We start from the raw sequence: 22,887 nt of genomic DNA on the forward strand, positions 1-22,887 counted from the left end.
GTATTTAACCATTAGTGCACCAAGGAATTTTCCATGTTAGTTGTCAGTAACTACCCACAAGTCCCACTAGCGACCAGTAATGTCGCGACGGACTCGGCTCGGGTCGACAACCAACTGAAACCTGTGGTCATTCCCCCACAAGCTGCCACTAAAGGCCATGAAGAACGCGCTTTTAATCCGCAGAATGAACGCACAGCAGATCAAAGTCAGCAACAAACCAAAACGCTCGAGCATAATCAGCAACAAGTTCAAGAAAAACAGCAGCAACAGCAATCCTCGCAGCAACAAAGCCAACAACAGCAAGAGAAAAAAGCCCCCCTTGTGGTGGCCGAGCGGGTGTTACCTAAGACGCTTAAAGTTGCTGCACGCGGTCAAGCGGCGCTGCAACGTAAGGATATCCGCTTAAAGGTCAGTCAAGGTGCGGCAAATTATGCCAGCAGTAATGCCAAAGCGAATACCAGTAGTGCGGCAAGGCAATCACTCCAAGGTGAATCAACTCAATTTTATCAACAACTTGGGCAACGCATTGGTCAGTTCTATCAACAACAGATTCAGCCAGAGCAAGAATCTATCATGTCGATGTGGATTTAACTTATTCCAATCGTATTAATCTTTTTCCGCACAATATGAACAAAAATAGTAAACAAAAATGCCGCTAAATAGCGGCATTTTTTATGCTGTTTAACGCTTACTTGGGCAAACGATACAGCTCTTGCTGATAGGCCAAACTGCCCCATAATGCCCAACTTAAGGCTTTCTTCTCTAACGCTGCCGCAGCTGGCGCATAAGGCGTTAACTGCTCAGTTTTTTCATTGTATTCGAAGCCTTGAGCCGCTTTTTCTGGCTGCAGGATCACTACATCTTTACCTTCCATCAGGGCAAAGTTTTTATCGTATTGCATTAACGCGCGTCCAGGCCAATCATCGCTGACCTGAGTCAAATCTCGGCCCAGCATAGGATAAGAGTCTGAAATACCAATCAATGATAGAAGTGTTGGCGGTAAATCAATTTGGCTCACAATGCGATGATCGCGTTTTGGCGCTAAATTATCCCCAAGGATTAAACCCGGAATACGAAAACGTGACACTGGCACCAGATCCGCGCCACCCACTCGACTGTCATGGTCGGCAACCACGATAAAAATCGTATCTTTCCAGTAGTCTGCATTTTTCGCCAGTTTGAAAAACTCACCAATCGCATAGTCGGCATATTTCGCCGCATTATTACGGGTTTGCTTAGGTTGCTCGTACAGCTCGATACGATCATCTGGGAATTCGAATGGATCGTGGTTGCTCGAGCTAAATACTAAACTAAAGAAAGGCTTACCTTCACTGTGTAGACGCTCAAACTCACTATTCGCCTTGCGCATTAAGTCTTCATCAGAGGCGCCCCACGAGCCCACAAAGGCCGGAGATTTATAATCTTTCTGATCTATGATGTCACTAAAGCCGTTGCCCAAAAAGAAGCTACGCATATTGTCGAAATGGCTCTCACCACCATAAATAAACTGCGTTGTATAGCCATGATTTTTAAGTAATTCAGCTATGCTGAAGAAGCCAACTTGGCTCTTACCCAGTTTCACCACAGCACGAGCTGGCGTCGGGGTAAAACCTGTCGTTACGGCTTCTATCCCGCGCACTGAACGAGTACCAGTGGCGTACAAGTTATCGAAATACCAACCTTCTTTGGATAAGGCATCGATATTCGGAGTCAGCGGTAAACCACCTAAACTCCCTACAAAACGTGCGCCTAAACTCTCTTGCAGTAGGATCACTAAGTTCTTTGGCTTTCCGGTATAACTGGCTTGGTTAAAGCTTAGCGATGGGATATCCGTTGAGGTAAATGCACTATCAGGACGACCACTTTCCTGTCTTATGGTCGCAATAATCTCAGCGTTATCTAACTTGCCATACACTTTAGAGGCATCTTCTTCACTGCCCATCTGCTTGATGGCAAACACTAATGAATAGGCTGAGTTGATGACTAAAGAGTTCACTAATGGATCGTCGGCAAACGCCACCATAGCAGGGTTAATCGGTCTATGGCCTAAGGTTGAACGCGCACCTAATAACGTCATGGCGATAACAAGCACTGCCAATACAGGACGCCAGTACCAGCGCGGGAAACGTAGATTTTTAGTGAGCTTACCGCTTAACACCCAGCCACCCCAAAGCGTACCGATAGTTAATAGCACGGAGAAGATCAGCTCAAGTTTGCGACCCGCCCACAACATAGAAAGCACTTCTTTCGGATAGATCAGATATTCCACATACAAACGATTCGGGCGAATACCGTATTCTTCAATAAACGCAGGGGTCGATGCTTCTAAAAAGAGGATGACCCACAGACCGACAGTTAACCACACCCGTAAAACCGGCTGCCACAGACGGCCAATAAAATGATCACCCGAAAATAATGCGGTTCCTAAGGCGGCAATACCCCATAACCAGCACAGGGTAGCGATATCGACGCGTAAACCTTGGATTAAGAGATGCGACCAACCATCCACAGCGGCCACGCGATCGGCTTGCCACAGCCCTAAAGCGATACGGCTCGCGGTGGCAATAAAAAGCACTAATAGCGAGAAAATAAAGATGGCGCGGAAAGGCCCATGGGCATTGTTGTGCCCGCGAGGTGATAAACCAGATTGCATGTGTTACCCCAAAACGTATAAAGAGCCACTCAGCGTTGGAGTGTCAATTTGAAAAAAATCGGTGAATAAGCTGTGCTATGACAACCGATTTTGCTTAACGTTGCATTAAATGCCGACTTTATATTCCCTAAGACGATATTGATGCAACAATTTTGTGAGTAACATGTAAAAAAGTCGACTCGGACATGGCTTAAGTCCGAGTCTTAACGGTTAACGCTTACTTTTTCAGCTTAGCGAAGGCATCAGCAAAGGCATTGCCCATGGCCGCGTTCGCAGGTGCTTTAGGTGCTTGCTTTTGCGCAGGACGTGCAGCAGGTTTCGTCGACTGTGGTGCCTTACCATTATGAGCTCTGGCAGGATTATGTGGTCTTTGCTGCGATTTACTTTGATCGATAGCTTCATCCAAACGCATGCTCAAACCGATACGGCGACGCTCAACGTCCACTTCCATCACTTTGACTTTAACCACATCACCCGCCTTCACGATTGTGTGGGGATCGCTGATAAACTTGTCGGTCAGTGAAGAGATATGCACCAGTCCATCTTGATGCACGCCAATATCGACGAAGGCACCAAAGTTAGTCACGTTGGTCACTACGCCTTCGAGCACCATTTCAGGTTTTAAGTGCTTAAGTTCTTCCACACCATCTTTAAACTTGGCGGTTTTGAACTCACCACGGGGATCGCGTCCCGGCTTATCCAGCTCGGCTAAAATATCCGTCACAGTTGGTAAACCAAACTCCGCCGTAATGAACTCTTCAGGTTTGATGCTGCGCAGTAGATCTGAGTTACCCATCAGGCTCGCCAACTCTACTTGCTTAGTCTTAGCGATTGTTTCCACTAACGAATAAGCCTCTGGATGCACAGACGAAGCATCGAGTGGATTATCACCTTCACGAATACGTAAAAAGCCTGCCGCTTGCTCATAGGCTTTAGGCCCTAAACGTGGCACTTTCAGCAGCTCTTTACGATTTTTAAACTGACCATTGGCATCACGGTAATCGACCACGTTTTTCGCTAACGTCTTGTTTAACCCCGCCACTTGTGACAATAACGGTACAGAGGCCATGTTGAGATCCACACCCACGCCGTTTACACAGTCTTCCACCACGGCTTCCAGCGAACCCGATAATTGGCTTTGGCTCACGTCATGTTGGTATTGACCCACACCGATAGATTTAGGCTCAATTTTCACCAGTTCGGCTAACGGATCCTGCAAACGACGCGCGATAGACACAGCACCACGAATCGAGACATCGAGATCAGGAAACTCCAGCGCCGCCAATTCCGATGCCGAATACACAGACGCGCCCGCTTCGCTGACCATCACTTTAGTCAACTGTGGATGGGTATCTTTCACTGCGGCAATCAGCTCAGCGGCCAGCTTGTCGGTTTCCCGTGATGCCGTGCCGTTACCAATCGCAATCAATTCAACTTTGTGCATTTTGACTAAGTTAGCCAAAGTACGAATCGACTTTTCCCACAGATTTTGCGGTGCGTGCGGGAAAATCGTCGCATGGCACAACATCTTACCCGTGTTATCGACCACAGCCACTTTCACGCCAGTACGTAAACCAGGATCGAGTCCCATGGTCGCTTTCGCGCCCGCTGGAGCGGCCATCAATAAATCACCTAAGTTACGTGCGAAAACTTTAATCGCTTCGGCTTCGGCGCGTTCGCGCATTTGCGAAATAAACTCGGTTTCCATCTGTAGCGCAATCTTGATACGCCATGTCGCCGTCACGACGGTTTTCAACCATTGATCAACGCTGCTATCGCCCAGTTTCAGCCCTAAATGATCGCAGATAATTACTTCGCAGTAACTGCCTTGGCCCGCTTCGGCAGCAGGATCGGCATTCATAGATAACGCTAAGAAACCTTCGTTACGGCCACGCAGCATCGCCAGCGCGCGGTGAGAAGGGATCTTAGCTAACTGTTCGGTATGCTCGAAATAATCACGGAATTTCGCGCCTTCTTTCTCTTTACCTGCAATTAAGCGGCTTTCTAACACACTGTTTTGGCTTAAATGTTCACGCACTTTACGCAGTAATTCCGCGTCTTCGGCGTAGCGCTCCATCAGGATATAACGCGCGCCTTCAAGCACAGCTTTCACATCGGCGAAACCCGCTTCGCTATTGATATAATCTGCAGCTTTGGCTTCGACATCGGCGCTACGGTCAGCCAGTAAAGCATCAGCTAATGGTTCAAGCCCAGCTTCGATAGCGATTTGGCCCTTAGTGCGACGCTTAGGTTTGAAGGGCAGATACAAATCTTCGAGACGTGTCTTGCTGTCGGCGTCGTCAATAGCCCTTTGTAATTCTGGCGTTAACTTACCCTGAGCTTGAATGCTAGACAGGATCACTTGGCGTCTGTCGTTCAGCTCACGCAGGTAACCTAAACGTGTGTACAAGGTACGCAGTTGCGTATCGTCTAATCCGCCCGTGGCTTCTTTACGATAACGGGCAACGAAGGGAACTGTCGCACCATCGTCAAGCAGAGTGATGGTTGCGGCAACTTGTTGCTCACGAACATTCAGTTCTTGAGCGATAATCTGAGCGATGTTATGTGCATTAGTTTGCATAAATAAAGTGTCGTGCCTAACTGTAAAGTAAGTCGTTATTGCGCCAAAGATACCACAGGCGCCCCGTATGTTTCATGCTAAAGCCTAGGTCAAAGCAGAGTCTTTGATCTTTCCCCGTCATGCCATGATGACCGCAGCGGTTGTCACGGCGGCAACCCTGTCGCTAATCTGCCTCGCTGGCGAGAGTGGTTTCAAAAGGAGTGTAACGGATCTGATTGATATACCACTCTTTTGGACCCGATGGCGTTTGCACTACCACCTCATCGTCCACTTGCTTGCCGATTAAGGCACGCGCCATGGGCGAGTCGATGGTGATGTAGCCCAATTTGGTATCGAGTTCATCTTTACCGACGATCCGATAACGCACGCGATCACCCGCTTCATTTTCAAGCTCGAACCAAGCGCCGAAGAATATTTTACCTTCCTGCTGCGGTGAGTAATCGACGATTTTTAACTCTTCCAGCCGCTTAACTAAGTACCTGACTCGGCCGTCAATTTGTCTTAATAAACGCTTGTTGTAAGTGTAATCAGCGTTCTCGCTACGGTCGCCCTGCGCCGCCGCTTCTTGGACTTTAAGGGTGATTTGCGGCCGATATTCTTTCCACAAATACTTCAATTCTTTATCTAAAGTTTGCCAACCCTGTCGGGTGATCAAATGCGCTTTCATAACTCTTTATTATCCACATGCTGAACCAAAAACAGCGGCAATTTCACAAAATGCACGCTAAAAATCACATACAAACTCACGGGCTAAAGCCCTAGGCCTACTACTTGGTTACGTCCATTCTCTTTCGCCAAGTACAATTGCTGGTCCGCTGTTTCGATCAGTGTTTGCCAAGTCAAATCACTTTTGGGCAGCACGCTCGCGACACCCGCACTAATCGTCACTTCTTGGAAGCTCGACTCGAGATGTTCAAGATGCAAAGCTTGTACTGCATTCACTATGTTCTGTGCCGTATGAATGGCACCGACAAGCTTGGTTTCTGGCAGAATACAAATAAACTCCTCCCCGCCATAACGTGCAACAAAGTCAGTCGCGCGCTGCAGAGAATCGCTTATGGCCTTTGCAACTTGTCGCAAACATTGGTCGCCTTCCTGATGACCATAACGGTCATTAAAACGTTTAAAAAAATCCACATCTAGCATCACCACAGATAAGGCTAACTCGTTGCGGCAGCAATGTTTCCATATTTCAGGAAGTCGCTGCTCAAACTGACGTCGATTGGCGACACCCGTTAAACTGTCAAGCAGCGCGATGGAATGCAACAGATCGGATTGTCGCTTGAGGGTAAACTGATTTTTTACCCGCGCAGTGGTGATAATTGGATTGATAGGTTTATGGATAAAATCGACTGCACCCAGCTGAAAACCTTTAACTTCTTGCACTTCATCAAAATGAGCCGTAACAAAAATAACCCCAATAGTCGCGGTTTCAGGATCGGCTTTAATATGTTGGCAAACGTCAAAACCCGACATACCAGGCATTTCAATGTCTAACAGCACTAAATCTGGCTGTACCTTCTGGCATATGGCTATCGCCTGCTCACCATTGGTCGCCATGAACAACTCATACTCTTCATTGAAGAGTTGATGCAGTATTTTGATATTGAGCGGCTGATCATCAACGATGAGGATCTTACCTTTCTCACTTTGGGGCCGAGCAATTGATTCTGCAAGATGCATTACGCCTCCTCCAACATGATAATCCGTAGCGTATCTAATGCCTGATTAAAATCGAGCGCTTGCACTTGCCCATGCAATATGGACCATTGTGGATGGCCTGATAACAATTCGGCTAACTGGTCAGTTAAGGCCATAGCCTCTAAATTGTTCTCTTTTAATAGGTTCATTAGGGTATTAAGGTCCGTCTTAACACTTTGCACCGACACCGAAGAATACACGGCTTTTTCTACATTATCGCTAATAACTGCATTAAATTCTTCCACCTCAAAGTAGGTTGAAAGCTGCTGATTACTCTGATTAATGAGTACCTCTAACGTATCCGTCCAGCGCTTAATATCAATCAGTTCAGGGCATTCTTGCTTAAACTGTTTCTCTAAGTAAGCCGCATGCGCAGCTAAACGCCGAGCACCAAAATTACTGGCAATGCCTTTAATACCATGGCTAATCGCCGCCGCCGTTGAGTGATCAAATATCTTAGTCGACTGCTTAAAGAGCGCGAGTTGCTTCATCATTTCAGGCGCAAAACTTTTGGCCATTTTTTGGAAGAAAGACTGATTCCCCCCAAAACGACGCAGGATCAGGCGAATATCATCGAGTAATTGCTCATCACTCTGCTCCTGCGTCGCTTCAGGCCAGTGCCCTTCAAATTCAGCAGAGGTCATATCCTCACGGCCAACTAAGCGCAAAATACTCGGTAGTAATAATGGCATATCGATGGGTTTGCCAACATGGTCATTCATACCCGCATTGAGACACTCTTGCCTATCGGACTGTGAAGCATTAGCTGTCATCGCAAGTATCGGTAATGCTGCGAAACGTTCATCAGCTCGGATACGTCGAGTCGCCTCCAATCCATCCATATCGGGCATTTGCATGTCCATGATGACAATATCGAATAAGTCACCACTCTCGAGCACCAAGGAAACACCTTCCATGCCGCCTTCTGCCAATACGACATTCGCGCCCTCATAACTCAATAGCTCATCGATAACTTGTCGATTGAGTTGATTATCTTCCACCACTAATATGGTTAGCCCTGCTAAAAATCGCTGTGAACGCGGCTGAGGGTGCGCCTCCATTGTCTTACCTTCGATGGCATTTAACACAGCTTCAGCCAAGATCTGCGATGTCACAGGTTTAGTGAGGAAATTAACGAAAGGGACATGTCTAATTTGCTGACTCTCGGCAATCACTTCATGGCCGTAGGCCGTTAACATCACCACCAGCGGAGTCTGGTTATTCGCGTCTGAGTTACGCAGCATTTCGGCGGTTTGTAACCCATCAAGGTCTGGCATACGCCAATCCATCAACACCACATCAAACGGTACCGATTTTTCATGGGATTTTTTAACCTTCTCTAGAGCCGCATATCCACCTAAGGCAGTTTCAACCTCACACCCAAATCCGGTCAAAATTTTCTCTAAAATCTCCGTCGTCAATTCATTATCGTCAACCACTAACACACGGTATCCGCTAAGGTCTGTGTGCCGAGTTTCTTCGACTTGTATAATAGGAAACGTCATATCAAACCAAAAACGGCTTCCAACACCCACCTTGCTGGTCACCTGTAACTCACTGCCCATAAGGCCGATAAGCCTTTTGCTTATTGCTAGCCCGAGCCCTGTGCCCCCAAAGCGGCGTGATGTTGAGGATTCTGCCTGTTCAAATCCGGTAAAAATCCGCTCAATCTGCTCATCACTGATACCAATACCCGTATCGGTAATTGAAATTTGTACTGTGACTGTATCTGCCTCATGGCGTAAACATTCAATGCCGACAATCACCTGACCGTGGTGAGTGAATTTAAGGGCATTGCCCGCGAGGTTAACGAGGATCTGTTGCAATCTAAGTTGATCTGCTAATAACCAAGGAGGTAAAGCCGTGTCGAGATCAAACATCACCTCGACATCTTTATCACCATGGTTACCCGACAGTACAACGGCAAGGTCCCGCATCAGCAATTCAATCGAACAAGGATGAAGATCGAGTACTAACTTGCCTCCATCAATTTTAGAAAAGTCGAGAATGTCGTTCAGTAGTCCTAATAAGGACTTAGCAGCCGTTTGAGTTTTATTAACATAATCTTGCTGCTGCCTAGACAAAGAGGTGTATTGAATTAATTGCAGCATGCCTAATACAGCATTCATTGGAGTGCGAATTTCATGGCTCATATTGGCTAAAAATGCAGACTTAGCCGCACTCGCCGTATCGGCCTCCTGCTTAGCCTCTCGCAAGCTTTCTTCCAATTGTTGCTGTTCAGTGATATCTAAATTAATCCCAATCACTCTAATAGCATGACCCTGTTTATCGCGCTCTACTTGGGCGGCTGCCTGAACGTAGCGAATCGAGCCATCTGTCCTTACCACCCTAAAAATAGGGTCATATTGCGCCGTTCCTTCCACAGCGCCTTTCAATTTAGCATCAGCAAAAGCAATATCGTCAGGATGAACCCGCATAGACCAGTGCTCATAGGTTAATCCTTGTTCCCGAAGACTTTCAGGCTGATCGTAAATCGCAAACATACGTTCATTCCATTCAAGCGAATTACCGAGCAGATTCCAAGTCCAGATACCTAACTGAGCCACTTCGGCGGCCTTACTTAAATGGTTACTGGCCGTCATCAGTGCTTGTTGCTGCAGTAACATCAGTGAAATATCGACGCCAATGCCTAAATAACCAACAATCTCGCCAACACTGTCACGCATCGCAGTGACAGAAAGTGACACTTGAAACTGGCTACCGTCTTTACGCACATAGGTCCAATTGCGGGTTTCCGAACCTTCGGCTCTTGCCTTATAGATGAAAACATCAAAGCCTTGAATGTCTTTACCATATTCAGCGGATAACTCTACAGACCTTATCATCACCTCCTCGAGCAAATGCAGAGGCGCAGGGGTAGATTGACCTATCATTTCCTCGGCTGAATAACCGAGTAAGCGCTCTGCTCCACGGTTAAAAATGGTGATATTCCCTTGCACATCAGTGGCTATGATGGACATTTCAGAGGCGGCATCGAGCACGTTAGTCAGTAATGACCCTAAGTTATTTTTCTCAATCTGTGTCAACTTACGGTCGGTAATATCAATCCTTAATGCCACAAAACGTTCAATTTTACCGTATTCATCAAACACTGGGCCAATTACAGTATCGAACCATTTCAACGTTTGATGCTTATCGAGGTTGCAGATTTCACCGTGCCAAGACTGTCCTGAATTTATATGCTCCCACATAGATCGCCAAAAAGAAGCATCATGTTCACCTGACTGAAGTATTGCATGGGTTTTCCCCACCAGTTGCTCACGCGAATAGCCACTAATGCGGCAAAAGTTATCATTCACCTCTAAGATGACGCCATTGGGGTCAGTAACGGAATAGAGTAGCTGTTGATTAATAGTGTCGAGCAAGGTTTGGTTTTCGAGTAACGCCTGCTGCAACGCATGGGTACGCTTGGTGACTTGCCGTTCGAGACTCGCATTCAAGCTTAAAATATGTCGTTCAGCTTCAAGCTGCGCTGTAATATCGCGGATCGTTTGGCTCATGCCAGCTATCTTGCCGTGCTCGTCATAAATAGGCACGGCCGTAGTTGAGGTCGATAAATGACTACCATCTTTCCGTTGATGGCTAGTTATCCGATTTAAAGAGGTTTTACCCGCTAACACTTCGGCGAATAATGCTCTTTCTTCCTGCACTATGCTGGCAGGAACAATCAATTTACAACACGACTGGCCAAGAGCGTGCGCCTCGGTATAGCCAAATAGCTGCTCCGCACCTTGGTTCCAACTGGTAATTTGGCCTTTAGTGTCATAACTGATAATGCCATCGAGAGAATGCTCCAACATGCTAGCGCGCCTTGCCTGTTCAAGCAGCACCTGCTGCTTACGCTGCAAACTGATGGACCACATGGCAATTAATGCGGCTAAAAGCAGGCTAAACAAACTGCCACTCAACAGCACTAAACTGGGTTGATTAAGATGCAATGACTTAATAAATGATGGATAAGCGATGACTTCTATCTGCCATTTACGACCAAAAATGTCTTTCGTCATTTTATGGCGATATGCAGATAGTGGAGACGCCTCATCAGGGTGTGTTTCAAAAAAACTGATGGGACGCTCAGCTTGGGTGATATCGCTAAGCAACAGCTTAGTCATCTTCTGATTCAACGCTAACCCCATTAGAACTTCGTTCGTCACTAAGGGGGCATAACTCCAACCATACCCGGCTGACAGTCTATCCTGTTGTGTTTTAGGTACTAAACCCGTGCGATAAATAGGCTGCAGAATTAAGAATGATTGTAGCGGCCTACCCGTAGCCTGCACTAATGTGATGGGTGCAGATAAGCGCACTTCACCGGATAACATAGCCGCATCGGCAGCGGCTTTACGATGTGCCTCTGAGGCAATATCTAAGCCAACGGCAGCTTTATTGCGGTCTACTGGCTCAATATATTCAATAACGTATCTTTCGCCATCATGAGCGTTAAGTTGGCGAATATTAAAATCAGGCCAATCATCTTGACGAGCTCTTGCTATAAATGCCGCTTCATCGGGACTGGGTACTCGACGAATAAAGCCAAATCCACGGGCGCCGGGAAACTCATGGTCCACATCCCGCGTTAAACTATAACGATGGAAGCTAGCACGACTAATATCATGCTCACCCGCAGTGACTATCGTGCCGCGTGCACCGCGTAAACCATATTGATATAAGGTGATACGGTTAATCACGTTCTCACTGATTTGCTCCGCGTCCTCGCGCAAGGCTTGCTCAATCTTTTGGGCGTTCATGCGCCCCGTCAACCCTGTTAATAACGCACTTAGCACCAATCCAATCAACAGGACTAATAAGCCCCATTTCGAAGCATTTTTATAACTCATGGACAAGTGCATAAACGCCTAATAATTTTTAATCAGAGAGTTATGATTTTGGACTAATAAAAATTCTTTTGCCACTCAGCGAGTGGCAACAAACGATAAATGCGCCAAAAGTTGCTGATGCCCATTTAGTTACAATTTCAGCTATAGCGTGAATAAACGCGAGTATTCCCATGCAATTTCATTTGCTTAGTATTAACATTGGGCAATAAATGTCAGCATTTATCGCATTCAAGCCACTAAGGTGAGCTAGTCGCCTAGGTTGAATGCGGCTATATTAGGCAGATTCGTTTTCAATTTCAGCCAGTTGGTTAATCTTAACTGTTTCTCCTCAGTAGAATAAGCACCAATCTGAGCAATTAAAGGACATCCCATGGGACAAGAAACCTCGAAAATCCTCGTCGTCGATGATGATATGCGCCTGCGAGCGTTACTCGAGCGTTACCTGATGGAGCAAGGTTATCAGGTGCGCAGCGCGGCCAATGCCGAGCAGATGGACCGCCTATTAGAACGCGAAAACTTCCATCTACTCGTGCTCGACTTGATGTTGCCCGGTGAAGATGGCCTGTCTATCTGTCGCCGTTTGCGCCAGCAAGGTAACCCTATTCCTATCGTGATGCTGACGGCCAAGGGCGATGAAGTCGACCGTATTATTGGTCTAGAGTTAGGCGCTGACGATTATCTGCCAAAACCTTTTAATCCACGGGAATTACTCGCACGGATCAAAGCCGTGATGCGTCGCCAAACCCAAGATGTGCCCGGTGCGCCAGCCCAGCAGGAAGCGCAGATCAGCTTCGGAGAGTTTTCGCTAGATTTAGCCACCCGTGAGATGTACCACGGCGACGAATCGATTGCGCTCACTAGCGGTGAGTTTGCCGTGCTTAAAGTGCTCGTTACCCATCCACGCGAGCCCTTGTCTCGGGATAAATTGATGAACCTCGCCCGTGGCCGCGATTATTCTGCGCTAGAACGCTCCATCGACGTGCAAGTGTCACGTCTGCGGCGTTTAATCGAGAAAGATCCTGCAAATCCGCGTTACATTCAAACGGTGTGGGGATTAGGTTATGTGTTTGTGCCCGATGGCGCCGCGCGTCGATGAGCCACGCTGCCATCTTAATCTGCTGCGGTTATTGAGCCCCCGATGAAAGCTAAGTTTTGGTGGCGGCTTGTCCCTCGCAGCGCGTTTAGCCAAACCGTGATGCTGATTGGTTGTCTATTACTGATCAATCAGCTGGTGTCTTACGTCACGGTTGCCGTCTATGTGCTTAAGCCAAGCTACCAACAAATCAATCAGTTAATCGCTCGCCAAGTCAAATTGCTGTTTGTCGATGGCATAGATATTGGCCGCGAACACTTAACCATAGTCGATGCCCTCAATGCCAAAGTCCACGACGATGGCATGAAGATCTACAATCAGCAGCAGGCGCGCGAAGCTGGGATTGAGCAAGCGACTTACTATGGTTTCTGGTCGGCGCAGATGTCGGAATATCTCGGCGGCGACGCCGAAGTGCGCGTCACCCACGGCAGTGTATTGCAGATTTGGATCCGTCCACCACAGGCGCCCTCGATTTGGATAAAAGTGCCGCTTATCGGCCAAAATGTTTCAGACCTTTCGCCGCTCACCCTTTATTTAATGGTCATAGGCGCCCTCAGCGTCGCTGGGGGGTGGTGGTTTGCCCGCCAACAAAACCGCCCACTTAGACGACTACAAAAAGCCGCGATTGCCGTTTCCCGCGGTGAATTCCCCGAGCCCTTGCCGCTGAATGGTTCGAGTGAAATTGTCGAAGTGACTAACGCCTTCAACCAGATGGCGCACAGCATGAAACAACTGGAGCAGGACAGAGCGCTATTGATGGCCGGGATTTCCCACGACTTGCGCACGCCGCTCACCCGTATTCGGCTCGCTTCTGAGATGATGGTTGAGGAAGATCAATATCTTAAAGATGGCATAGTTAACGATATCGAAGATATGGACGCCATCATCAGCCAGTTTATTGCGTATATTCGCCAAGATCAGGAAACCAGCCGTGAGCTAGGCCAAATCAATAAACTCATTCAAGATGTCGCTCAAGCAGAGGCCAATCGCGCCGGCGAAATTGAAGTAGTGTTAACTGACTGCCCCGAAGCTCAATTCCAAGCGATTGCCATCAAGCGGGTACTGAGTAACTTAGTCGAAAATGCCTTTCGCTATGGTTCTGGCTGGATCCGCATTAGTTCGCAGTTCGATGGCAAACGTATCGGTTTTAGTGTTGAAGATAATGGCCCAGGAATCGACGAGTCACAAATTACCAAACTATTTCAACCCTTTACCCAAGGTGATATCGCCCGTGGCAGTGTCGGTTCAGGCCTAGGTCTCGCCATCATCAAACGGATTATCGATAGACACCAAGGGCAAGTCACCCTCTCCAACCGCGCCGAAGGCGGTTTAAGAGCCCAAGTGTGGCTGCCGCTGGAATAGCGCGAGATCACATATCGGCAAATCAAATGACAACGCTGACATTCATGTGGGCGTTTGTCATATTAATGTCACGCTAAATTCATAAACTCAGAACAGTTAACTGGCTCTGACAATTATGAAGATTGCAAAATGAAAATTTCAACGCTGTCGCTCTCTGCTTCTGCCCTGTTGTTATTGCTCGCGGGATTATTGGCGGCCGTAGTGCTGTGGAGCAGTGATCAGCGACAAAATATAGAACAACAAACACTCACACTGCAAAGCATACAAGAAGACTTCCTCGTTGGTGTGCGCCGCGATCTCGACGGCTACCTCGCCAGCGGCAACGCTAGCCAACTGGAACAAGCGAAAACTAAACTCAGCGCCATTAAGAACCAGTTTACAGAGCTTAATCTCGCTACCATGGGCGCTAACGATAATGACTTGCAAGCAAGTCTCAGCAGCTTTATTCAAGATTTAGATACCAAGTACCGCGCAGCGGGTAAACTCGCTGGCAACCCCAGGCAACTGCTGGCCCACGCCGAATCTGAAATGCTCGACTATAACCGTCGTCTGGGCAGTTATGCCGATAAAGGCTTAGCCACAAATGCGGAGGTCGCCGAACAATATCTGCAATTGAGCCGCGATTTACCTTCCATCGTCTATCAACTTTCCCAGCTGACCGATGGCTATCTGATCGGCAAAAATCAGCAACTCAAGGGCATTTTAGACAGCACCAGCAAAGAGCTAAATACGTGGCACGACGCCCTCAGCGCACTGCCGTTAATCGGTGTATATGAGCAGCAAGAAGCCGATGAGTTTGCCCTCGGTGCCAGCGAACCAGAACAGGTTGAAGTCGGCGAAAGTGACCGCAGTGAACTGCTGAGTCTCGCCAATCGATACAACAAAGAAGTCGCCAATACTCACCAGTTGCTACAAGCCAACCAAGAGATGCAAGATCAACTCATTCAAGCAATTAGCAATGTGGAACAACAGCTTATTGGCTTAGGTGAGGCTCAGGCAGCGAAAAATCAACAGCTGAAATATGAGCTACAACTGATCCTCTACACTATGGTTTCCATCATGGCCTTGTTTGCTATTGGTTATTTGATCCTGCAGCAAAATCGCGTCGTCAAACCATTAAAACGTCTCAACCAAGCCTTTATGAAATTAAGCGAATCGAATAGCCGCGAACGTTTAGACATTAATCGTCGCTGCGAGACGGGCCAAATCGCAGGTCATTTCAACCAGTTGCTGCAAAGATTTGAACAAGAAGACGAGGCACAACGCCAGCAAATCACTAAGGTTTCTCAATCATTAAGCCAACTGGTTGCGCGCATTACTCAGCTGTCGCAGCACACAGAGCACACCCAAACGATTGTGGCCGATACGCAAACACAGACCGAGCATATCCGCAGCCTAGCCAATGAGGTGAGCCACACTTCGGCACTCGTGGAAGACAGCGCCGCCGAAACCATGCGCCAAATGCAGTCGAGCCAAACTGAAGCCGAGGCCGTACTCAGCGCAACTGAGCAGACGCAAACCGCCGTTGGCCTTTGCCATGCTTCCCTCGAAAGTCTGAATAACTCAGTGACGGATGTGTCGAAAATCATTGATGTAATTGGCAATATCGCCGAACAAACTAACTTACTCGCCCTCAATGCCGCCATTGAAGCTGCGCGGGCGGGAGAGCAAGGTCGCGGCTTTGCCGTGGTTGCCGATGAAGTGCGAAATTTAAGTCAGCGCACCCAAGTGTCCTTAAACGAAATCGTGAAAATTCTGCAGCAACTGACCCAGTCGAATCATGCCCTCAGTGAGAGTGTCGATGGCATAGCACAGGCCACCAGCAGCCAAAAACTGCGCGCTCAAAGCCTATGGCAAGTGGCGCAAACGGTGCAAAATCAAGCGAGCGACATGGCCAATACCGCTAAACAAGGCTCGCTCAATGCCAAGGAGCAAGTCGATTATCTCGATCAATTTGTGCGCACTATGGATAGCTTAAAAGAGCAGGCACAAACCAGTTCACAACAGAGTGAAGTCATCGCCCAAGAAGTGCAGCAGAGCGTCGAGGATATTGAGACCAGTTTAGGCATTGCCGATGCTGGTAACTTAGCACCACAGTCGCGGGCCGCTTAACCCACTAAAATACCAATAAAAATGGGAGCCTAAGCTCCCATTTATTTTGATGTCCGATTACGTTCGAACCTTAATCATTACAGTGCAGCTAAAACCACTTCGGCTTTACTGGCTTCAAAAGCCTTTGGCTCTTCAACATTCAGCAGAGTCACTACGCCGTTATCTATGATCATGGCGTAACGTTGTGAACGCACGCCACCAAAACCAGCAGTGTCCATTTCTAAGCCTAACGCTTTAGTAAAACTGGCATCGCCATCGGCTAGCATCATCAATTCAGAGGCATTTTGCGCTTCGCCCCACGCTTTCATCACGAAGGCATCGTTCACAGCAACACAGGCAATCAAATCCACGCCTTTCGCTTTAAATTGATCGGCTAATACGACATAGCCAGGTAAATGCGCTTCAGAACAGGTCGGAGTAAAAGCACCGGGTACAGCAAACAATACCACTTTTTTACCAGCGAACAGTTCAGTAACTTGGTGATTCACCATGCCATCTTTCGTTAGTTGGCCTAATGTAGCTGCTGGTAATGTTTGACCTTGAGCAATCATATTTATCTCCATTTAGTTAAATTAACCTGACCATACTAGCCCTATTTACCTGAGATAAACACAGAGAGAAAAAAGGGTGATTAGTCGCGAGTGCGATTCATCCGCAGCCCTGCACACAAACCGAGGAATAACAGACCCAATACCGAGAAGGCACCGCCACTTTCTTCGACGACGATAACTTCAGGCTCTCGGTCTCGATCGCTACTTTCCAGTGGCAGTGCATACAAACCATCGGTTTCATCGGCACTAATGGTCGCGACAATGTCGCTGTAACCCACTTCGTACACATCGATTAGCACATCGTAGTGGTCCGTCGCATAACCCGTGTAGAGCGTGGTCAGCACTTCATAGTCGTCCTGTGTTGAATCGCCATAAATAGTAAACACGTCCGTGGTGTAATAATGCACCCAAGGGCCGCCATCACGACTGAGATAAAGCTCGGCAAATAAGTCAGCTCTTTCATTAAGATACGCTCCGTTAACATCGACGTCGAAGGTCACGCTAAAGGTTTGATAGAACCCATCGTAGTCAAAGTCTTCGAACAAACGACTGCTGGCATCAAAAATCGAAAAGCTGTGATACACAGGGGCGCGGTAGGGATCTTCACTAGTCGTGCTCGAACTCGGCATGCCTTGGCTCGCATGTTTCGCAGTCACTTGCTCACGCGTCATCGGCGATGCGCCCATTAGTTGCACGCGGTTTGCCGTCGGCGCTTTAGAGGATAACGCGGGCGCCAAGGATTTAACGGCTGCAGCGGCAGCTTCAGTGACATTTTTTGCGGGCGCAGCTTGTTGTAACAGGGCTAAAGCTTGCTGTTCCTGCTCGGCTGCTTGCTCGCTGTTTTCAGCTTTTTTGGCAATGCCGACACTGGCCGCAGTAAATGGCGTTAAGCTTTGCGATGACTCCAGTTCGCGGGGCTGAGCGCTGACGGCAGTGGACGCTAAAAACAGCGCGGCAATGGCCGTCGCTTTAACGAAATGGGTGTTAACCTGACAGTTAACTGTGGCTGCCATACCTTGTTTATTGAGTGTGTTCATCTTGAATACCCCATGGATAACCCGTTCAAATTGGAGCCATTAAAGTGCAATGAAGGTGAACATAAGCTGAACATCAACATTTAGTGTTCTTAGCGCGACAATACGTTCAGCCTTAGTTCATCTGGATTAGCCGACACTAGGGCATATTGAATGCGAGCATAGGAATAGACTCGCTGACAGAGCTTCAGTTCTGTCACGAATAACAAAATGACTACCAAAGTTAATTTTGATGGAATTGTGCCAACCAATTGGCTGATCTCTATGTGTTTGTTAAGGTGATGAGGTATTCTTAGTCGACTCGATAAGTTATCCATCTCACCCATTAGCTTAAGATCGCCGAACATTGCGGGTACCAGATATGAAACTTGGTTTGACATTGGCCCTAATCGCTTGCTTATTGGCCTCCTTTGGCAGCATGGCAGGCAATGATAGACAGAATGATCGCAACCAAGGTGCGAAGAATGAGCAGCGCCGTCTGGCGGTCAATAGCCCAGATCAAGCTGTGGCTATGGTGCAGCGCCAATACCAAGGCAAGGTACTGAGCGTGCAATCCAGCGGCTCAGGGTATCGGGTTAAGCTCCTCAATAATGACGGCCAAGTGTTTTCTGTCTCAGTGGATGCCGCTACTGGCCGTGTGTCGAGGAACTAACTATGCGATTGTTATTGGTTGAAGATGATTTAGAACTGCAGGCTAACTTAAAACAACATCTGCTCGATGCCCATTACAGTATCGATGTGGCGAGCGATGGTGAAGAAGGCTTATTTCAAGCACTCGAATACAACTATGATGCGGCGATAATCGATGTCGGTTTGCCTAAACTTGATGGTATCGCGCTTATCCGCAGCGTACGCGAACAGGAACGCGACTTCCCAATCCTAATTTTAACCGCGAGGGACAGCTGGCAAGATAAGGTTGAAGGACTCGACGCTGGTGCCGACGACTACCTGACGAAACCTTTTCATCCCCAAGAACTGGTCGCGCGGCTAAAAGCCCTGATCCGTCGCTCTGCCGGCAAGGCCAGCCCTTTGATTTATAACGGTCCCTTTAGCCTAAATACCAGCAGCTTAGAAGTGCGTAAAGGCGAAGAACTGGTTAACCTCAGCGGCTCTGAATACAAGTTATTCGAATTTTTTATGCTGCATCAGGGTGAAGTGAAATCCAAAACCGTCCTCACAGAGCACATCTACGATCAGGATTTTGATTTAGATTCTAACGTCATCGAAGTCTTTATCCGCAGGTTACGTAAAAAACTCGACCCTGATAATCAATACAACCTGATTGAAACCCTGCGCGGCCAAGGTTATCGCCTAAAAGCGTTAACGCCCGAGCCAACTGCTGATGAGTAAACGTGCCATTGTGTGGCAAGTCTTGAACTCCCTTAAAGCGCGCTTAGTGATTAGCGCGCTATTGTTTATCTTAGTGTTATTGCCTTTGATCGGCGTCGCCTTAAACGATGCCTTTACCGAGCAAGTTAAAAGCGCGACCAAAAATGAGCTCAGCGCCTATGTCTATTCGATACTCGCGGTGACTGAAGTCGAGAATAAACAAATATCTATCCCAGAATTAGTACTCGAAAATCGTTTTAACCTCATTCAATCTGGGCTGTATGCCATTGCGACCACTGAAGATGCTAGCGGCAAACAAACGATCGTGTGGCACTCGCAATCTTTTATGGGCATGATGCCACCGCCACATTTTACCATCCCAGCAACGGGTCAAAGTGCCTTTGAGCAAATCGAGCTCGCCGAACAACCCCATTTGATTTATAGCTTTAGCGTGAGTTTTGCCAGCCAAAATCAAAACGTGCCAGTGACGATTCACATCATTAAGGACGAGCGCGAATTTCAGCAGCAAATCGATCAATTTAACCAGCAGCTTTGGACTTGGCTGCTGATCCTCATGTTCGTCATGCTCGTGTTCCAACTGAGCTGGCTAGTGTGGACGCTGCAACCATTGGCGCGCTTTACCCAAGAATTACATTCCGTCGAGCAAGGTAAGTCGATGCAGCTAAGTAGTCAGTACCCCACTGAATTACAAGCGGTTGCGCGGCAACTCAATATTTTGCTCAATACCGAACAAACCCAGCGCAAACGCTATCGTAATGCCTTGGCCGATCTTGCCCACAGCCTCAAAACACCGCTGGCGGTGATCAAGAGTCAGGCCGACTTAAGTGAAGCCTCCAGCGAGCAAGTGTCGGTGATCAGCCGCATTATTGGCCACCAGTTGAAACGCGCACAAACGGCAGCGGCAGCCTCGTGGCATTTAGGGATTCGAGTCGATGACGTCGCCGCTAAGTTATTACGCACCTTAGCTAAAATTTATCGTGAGCCGCAAATCAATCTCAGTGGCGAGATGGCTGACGAAGCAGTATTCAAAGGTGATGAAGCGGATCTCACGGAAATTCTCGGTAACGTGCTCGACAACGCCTGCAAAGCGGCAAAGTCCACGGTTAAATTAACCGTGACCGGCGATGCCTATCAATTGCTGATCTGCATCGAAGATGATGGGCCAGGGATCAGTGAAGCGCTGCAAAATCAAATCTTTGAACGCGGTATTCGTGCCGATTCCTATCATCAAGGTAATGGTATTGGGCTTGCGATCGTGCGCGATTTAGTCGACAGCTATAACGGCAGAATTTCAGTCTCACGTTCAGAAACCTTGGGCGGCGCCAAGTTCAGCATCAGCTTTGTGCACTCAATTTAATGATTTAGTTTCAATACCATAGATTTAAATTCCCACCTAAATTGCGGTTAAAAATAACTTTTTAACCGTAAAATGCTTTCAGCTTATGTTCATATTCAAACGCCTATGATGCCCATAACATCCTCGAACAGGATTATTGGAGCAAACCATGAACAGACTACATCGATGGAATTGGCTAGTGTTAACGGCGGCATTAGTGGCCTTGCCTTTCACTACCACAGCACAAGCTGCGGGCGTATCTGTGAGCCAAGGCTCGAGCGCTGCGGCAAGCCAAGCCGAACTCGAACAAATGCTGGCGCCTATTGCCCTGTATCCCGATAGCTTATTGACCCACATACTTATCGCCTCAACTTATCCACTTGAAATCGTGCAGGCACAACGTTGGTTAACCCAGCGCCCCAAATCATCGGTCGATCAACTGATGTCGCAGGCCGAAGATCAAGATTGGGACCCGAGCGTCAAAGCCTTGCTGGCCTTCCCGACTCTGCTGCAAAAAATGAGTGAAGATCTCGACTGGACTCAAAGACTCGGTGAAGCCTTCCTAGAAGATGAAGGCCAAGTGATGAACAGCATTCAATCCCTCAGACAACAGGCTGATAAAGCAAATAGCTTAGCGGACATGGATAACATGGCGATCACCCGCGCCAACAATCAGATCATCATAGAACCCGCTAAGCGAGAAATTGTGTACGTGCCCTATTATGATCCGCGCGTGGTTTATGGCACATGGCGCTGGGGTGTGGCTTATCCACCCGTGTATTGGGAATTTGGCGGCTATGCTGGCTATCCCTATCGTCCGAGTCATAACCATTTCTACTGGTCACCAGGCATCCATATTTCCTTTAACTACTTCTTCAGTTCATTCCACTGGCACAACCATAAAGTGGTCGTGATCGACTATCGCCATTCACATCGTTATCGCCCACGTGAAAGATACACGGTCAGTTATGGTGCTCAGCCTTGGAAACATAAACCCGAGCATAGACGTGGCGTGAGTTACCACAACCCCGTCGTGAAGCAACGCTATTACAACGAAGACAAATATCGCGGTAGAGATTCACACTCTGGCGGCAGCAAGCAGCACTTTAATAGCCAATACTCGAAGTCAAAAGAACGCCAAGATACCCATAGCAATCAGGGCAATATGAGTAATCAGGGTCATAAGAGTCGTGACAATAAGGACTATCACAACGCCAGTCGTGAACGTGATAACCGCGTACCGAGTTATCAAAAAACACAGGCCGAGTTAAAGGAACGTCGATCCGCGACTATGGTACAAACGCCGACTCACAAGGAGCGTAATGACGCGCAATCGAGACCCGTGCAGTCAAAACCAATGCCATCGAAGGAGTCTCAGCAAAGGCAATATCCAACTCGGGAGTCACAGCCGCGTAATGTCGATCAACAAAGGACGCAGCCACAAAGACAAGAAAATCCAAGGACTGCGACCCCAAGAGTTGAAACGCCACGACCTGAGACAAGACGCGCAGAACCGCAACGTATTGAACAACCAAGACAAGCAGCGCCGAGACAACGCGAATAAGTGAGAGTGAGACAAAGTGAGCCACGCCAAAATGCGCAAACCGCTCGCTCGGTAGAACATAACCAAGGTCGCTCAACTCAAAGCCAAGAACGCCGTCATAGGGAATGATCCCGCTATGGCCGCAGTAACACAAAGAGCGCAGTTAACTGCGCTCTTTTTTTAAATCCGTTGTTGTTAAATCTCTTATTTTTAAACCGCTTAAAACTTCAAGGTCAGGGACTGACCTTCACCCATTCCTTGCCACTCGATGCTCAGATCCATAATCTCATTGAGAATATGTTCAAAGTCCGATTGGCTAACGGTTGGAACGGCTAGGTCACGGCTGTTGCAGGCTTGCTCTAACAGATAAATAAAGCCGTCATAGGTTGGCGTTTCGCCCGACCAGAGTAACGACTGCAAGGTCTCGACTATGGATTCGGTTTGCCACACTTCCGTTTTATCTGCGATGGCACGGGAGGTTTCATTATGTTCCAAGGCGAAGCTGATATCGGCGCCAGCTCTGACCTGCGAGAAGAAAGCCCCTTGAATATGCAGACGTTTTTCAACCACATAATGGATCATATCGTGGGGAGCAATGCCCTGTTCTGGCATTTGGGTTTGGGTCGCACTACCGTCCATGCGCACGCAGCGCAACTGACCATAACGCTGGGTTCCTTTGGTGAAGATGACTTGCATAAAACCATCCTTAGTA

At 47.9% G+C, this 22,887-nt stretch carries 15 protein-coding genes and 1 pseudogene; 8 read left to right on the forward strand and 8 right to left on the reverse strand.

What is annotated here, in order from left to right; translation table 11 throughout:
• Nucleotides 1-33 precede the first annotated feature (33 nt).
• A complete protein-coding gene (locus tag FW758_RS16530) occupies nt 34-591 on the forward strand; it encodes a hypothetical protein (RefSeq protein ID WP_446445944.1) in 558 nt (185 codons plus the stop codon).
• A 97-nt stretch (nt 592-688) separates the two neighbouring features.
• Here FW758_RS16530 and FW758_RS16535 read toward each other — a convergent pair whose 3' ends face one another.
• The 5 genes from FW758_RS16535 to FW758_RS16555 all read right to left on the reverse strand — a co-directional run bounded on the left by FW758_RS16535 (nt 689) and on the right by FW758_RS16555 (nt 11,806).
• The gene (locus tag FW758_RS16535) at nt 689-2,653 is read right to left on the reverse strand and encodes an LTA synthase family protein (protein WP_446445945.1); all 1,965 of its coding nucleotides are present in this window, start codon (nt 2,651-2,653) and stop codon (nt 689-691) included.
• 217 nt (nt 2,654-2,870) lie between these two features.
• Nucleotides 2,871-5,234, reverse strand: coding sequence for a Tex family protein (locus FW758_RS16540; protein WP_446445946.1), 2,364 nt, complete (start codon nt 5,232-5,234; stop codon nt 2,871-2,873).
• Nucleotides 5,235-5,397: 163 nt separating this feature from the next.
• Nucleotides 5,398-5,901 carry a transcription elongation factor GreB gene (gene greB / locus FW758_RS16545; protein WP_006079584.1) on the reverse strand — a complete coding sequence of 168 codons (504 nt, stop codon included), beginning with the start codon at nt 5,899-5,901 and terminating at the stop codon, nt 5,398-5,400.
• A gap of 83 nt (nt 5,902-5,984) precedes the next feature.
• Nucleotides 5,985-6,917, reverse strand: a complete 933-nt coding sequence (locus tag FW758_RS16550) for a diguanylate cyclase (RefSeq protein WP_446445947.1) — start codon at nt 6,915-6,917, stop codon at nt 5,985-5,987.
• Nucleotides 6,917-11,806, reverse strand: a complete 4,890-nt coding sequence (locus tag FW758_RS16555) for a PAS domain S-box protein (protein ID WP_446445948.1) — start codon at nt 11,804-11,806, stop codon at nt 6,917-6,919. The genes FW758_RS16550 and FW758_RS16555 overlap by 1 nt, the downstream gene beginning before the upstream one ends.
• A gap of 358 nt (nt 11,807-12,164) precedes the next feature.
• On the opposite strand from FW758_RS16555, the gene ompR reads away from it, so the two are divergent.
• The 3 genes from ompR (at nt 12,165) to FW758_RS16570 (ending at nt 16,361) form a co-directional block, all read left to right on the forward strand.
• A complete protein-coding gene (gene ompR / locus FW758_RS16560) occupies nt 12,165-12,890 on the forward strand; it encodes an osmolarity response regulator transcription factor OmpR (protein ID WP_006079507.1) in 726 nt (241 codons plus the stop codon).
• Nucleotides 12,891-12,932: 42 nt separating this feature from the next.
• A complete protein-coding gene (gene envZ, locus FW758_RS16565) occupies nt 12,933-14,249 on the forward strand; it encodes a two-component system sensor histidine kinase EnvZ (RefSeq protein ID WP_446445949.1) in 1,317 nt (438 codons plus the stop codon).
• A gap of 129 nt (nt 14,250-14,378) precedes the next feature.
• Nucleotides 14,379-16,361 carry a methyl-accepting chemotaxis protein gene (locus FW758_RS16570; protein ID WP_446445950.1) on the forward strand — a complete coding sequence of 661 codons (1,983 nt, stop codon included), beginning with the start codon at nt 14,379-14,381 and terminating at the stop codon, nt 16,359-16,361.
• A gap of 77 nt (nt 16,362-16,438) precedes the next feature.
• On the opposite strand, the gene FW758_RS16575 is transcribed toward FW758_RS16570, so the two are convergent.
• Complete coding sequence (locus tag FW758_RS16575; protein WP_006079504.1) at nt 16,439-16,912, reverse strand: peroxiredoxin; 474 nt, start codon at nt 16,910-16,912, stop codon at nt 16,439-16,441.
• Nucleotides 16,913-16,992: 80 nt separating this feature from the next.
• Complete coding sequence (locus FW758_RS16580) at nt 16,993-17,949, reverse strand: choice-of-anchor H family protein (RefSeq protein WP_446445951.1); 957 nt, start codon at nt 17,947-17,949, stop codon at nt 16,993-16,995.
• Between the two features lie 358 nt (nt 17,950-18,307).
• Between FW758_RS16580 and FW758_RS16585 the strand changes: the two genes are divergently transcribed.
• From FW758_RS16585 to FW758_RS16600, 4 genes and pseudogenes are all read left to right on the forward strand, one after another.
• Nucleotides 18,308-18,598, forward strand: coding sequence for a PepSY domain-containing protein (locus FW758_RS16585; protein ID WP_012588852.1), 291 nt, complete (start codon nt 18,308-18,310; stop codon nt 18,596-18,598).
• Between the two features lie 2 nt (nt 18,599-18,600).
• On the forward strand, nt 18,601-19,296 hold the full coding sequence (locus FW758_RS16590; RefSeq protein WP_006079500.1) for a response regulator transcription factor: 696 nt from the start codon (nt 18,601-18,603) through the stop codon (nt 19,294-19,296).
• Nucleotides 19,289-20,653, forward strand: coding sequence for an ATP-binding protein (locus FW758_RS16595; RefSeq protein ID WP_311898371.1), 1,365 nt, complete (start codon nt 19,289-19,291; stop codon nt 20,651-20,653). Before FW758_RS16590 ends, FW758_RS16595 begins: the two co-directional genes overlap by 8 nt.
• A gap of 148 nt (nt 20,654-20,801) precedes the next feature.
• Nucleotides 20,802-22,304: pseudogene (locus FW758_RS16600) on the forward strand (DUF3300 domain-containing protein).
• 90 nt (nt 22,305-22,394) lie between these two features.
• On the opposite strand, the gene FW758_RS16605 reads toward FW758_RS16600, so the two are convergent.
• Nucleotides 22,395-22,871, reverse strand: coding sequence for a hypothetical protein (locus FW758_RS16605; protein WP_006084642.1), 477 nt, complete (start codon nt 22,869-22,871; stop codon nt 22,395-22,397).
• Between the last annotated feature and the right edge of the window lie 16 nt (nt 22,872-22,887).

The organism is Shewanella sp. 1180_01 (assembly GCF_052850535.1).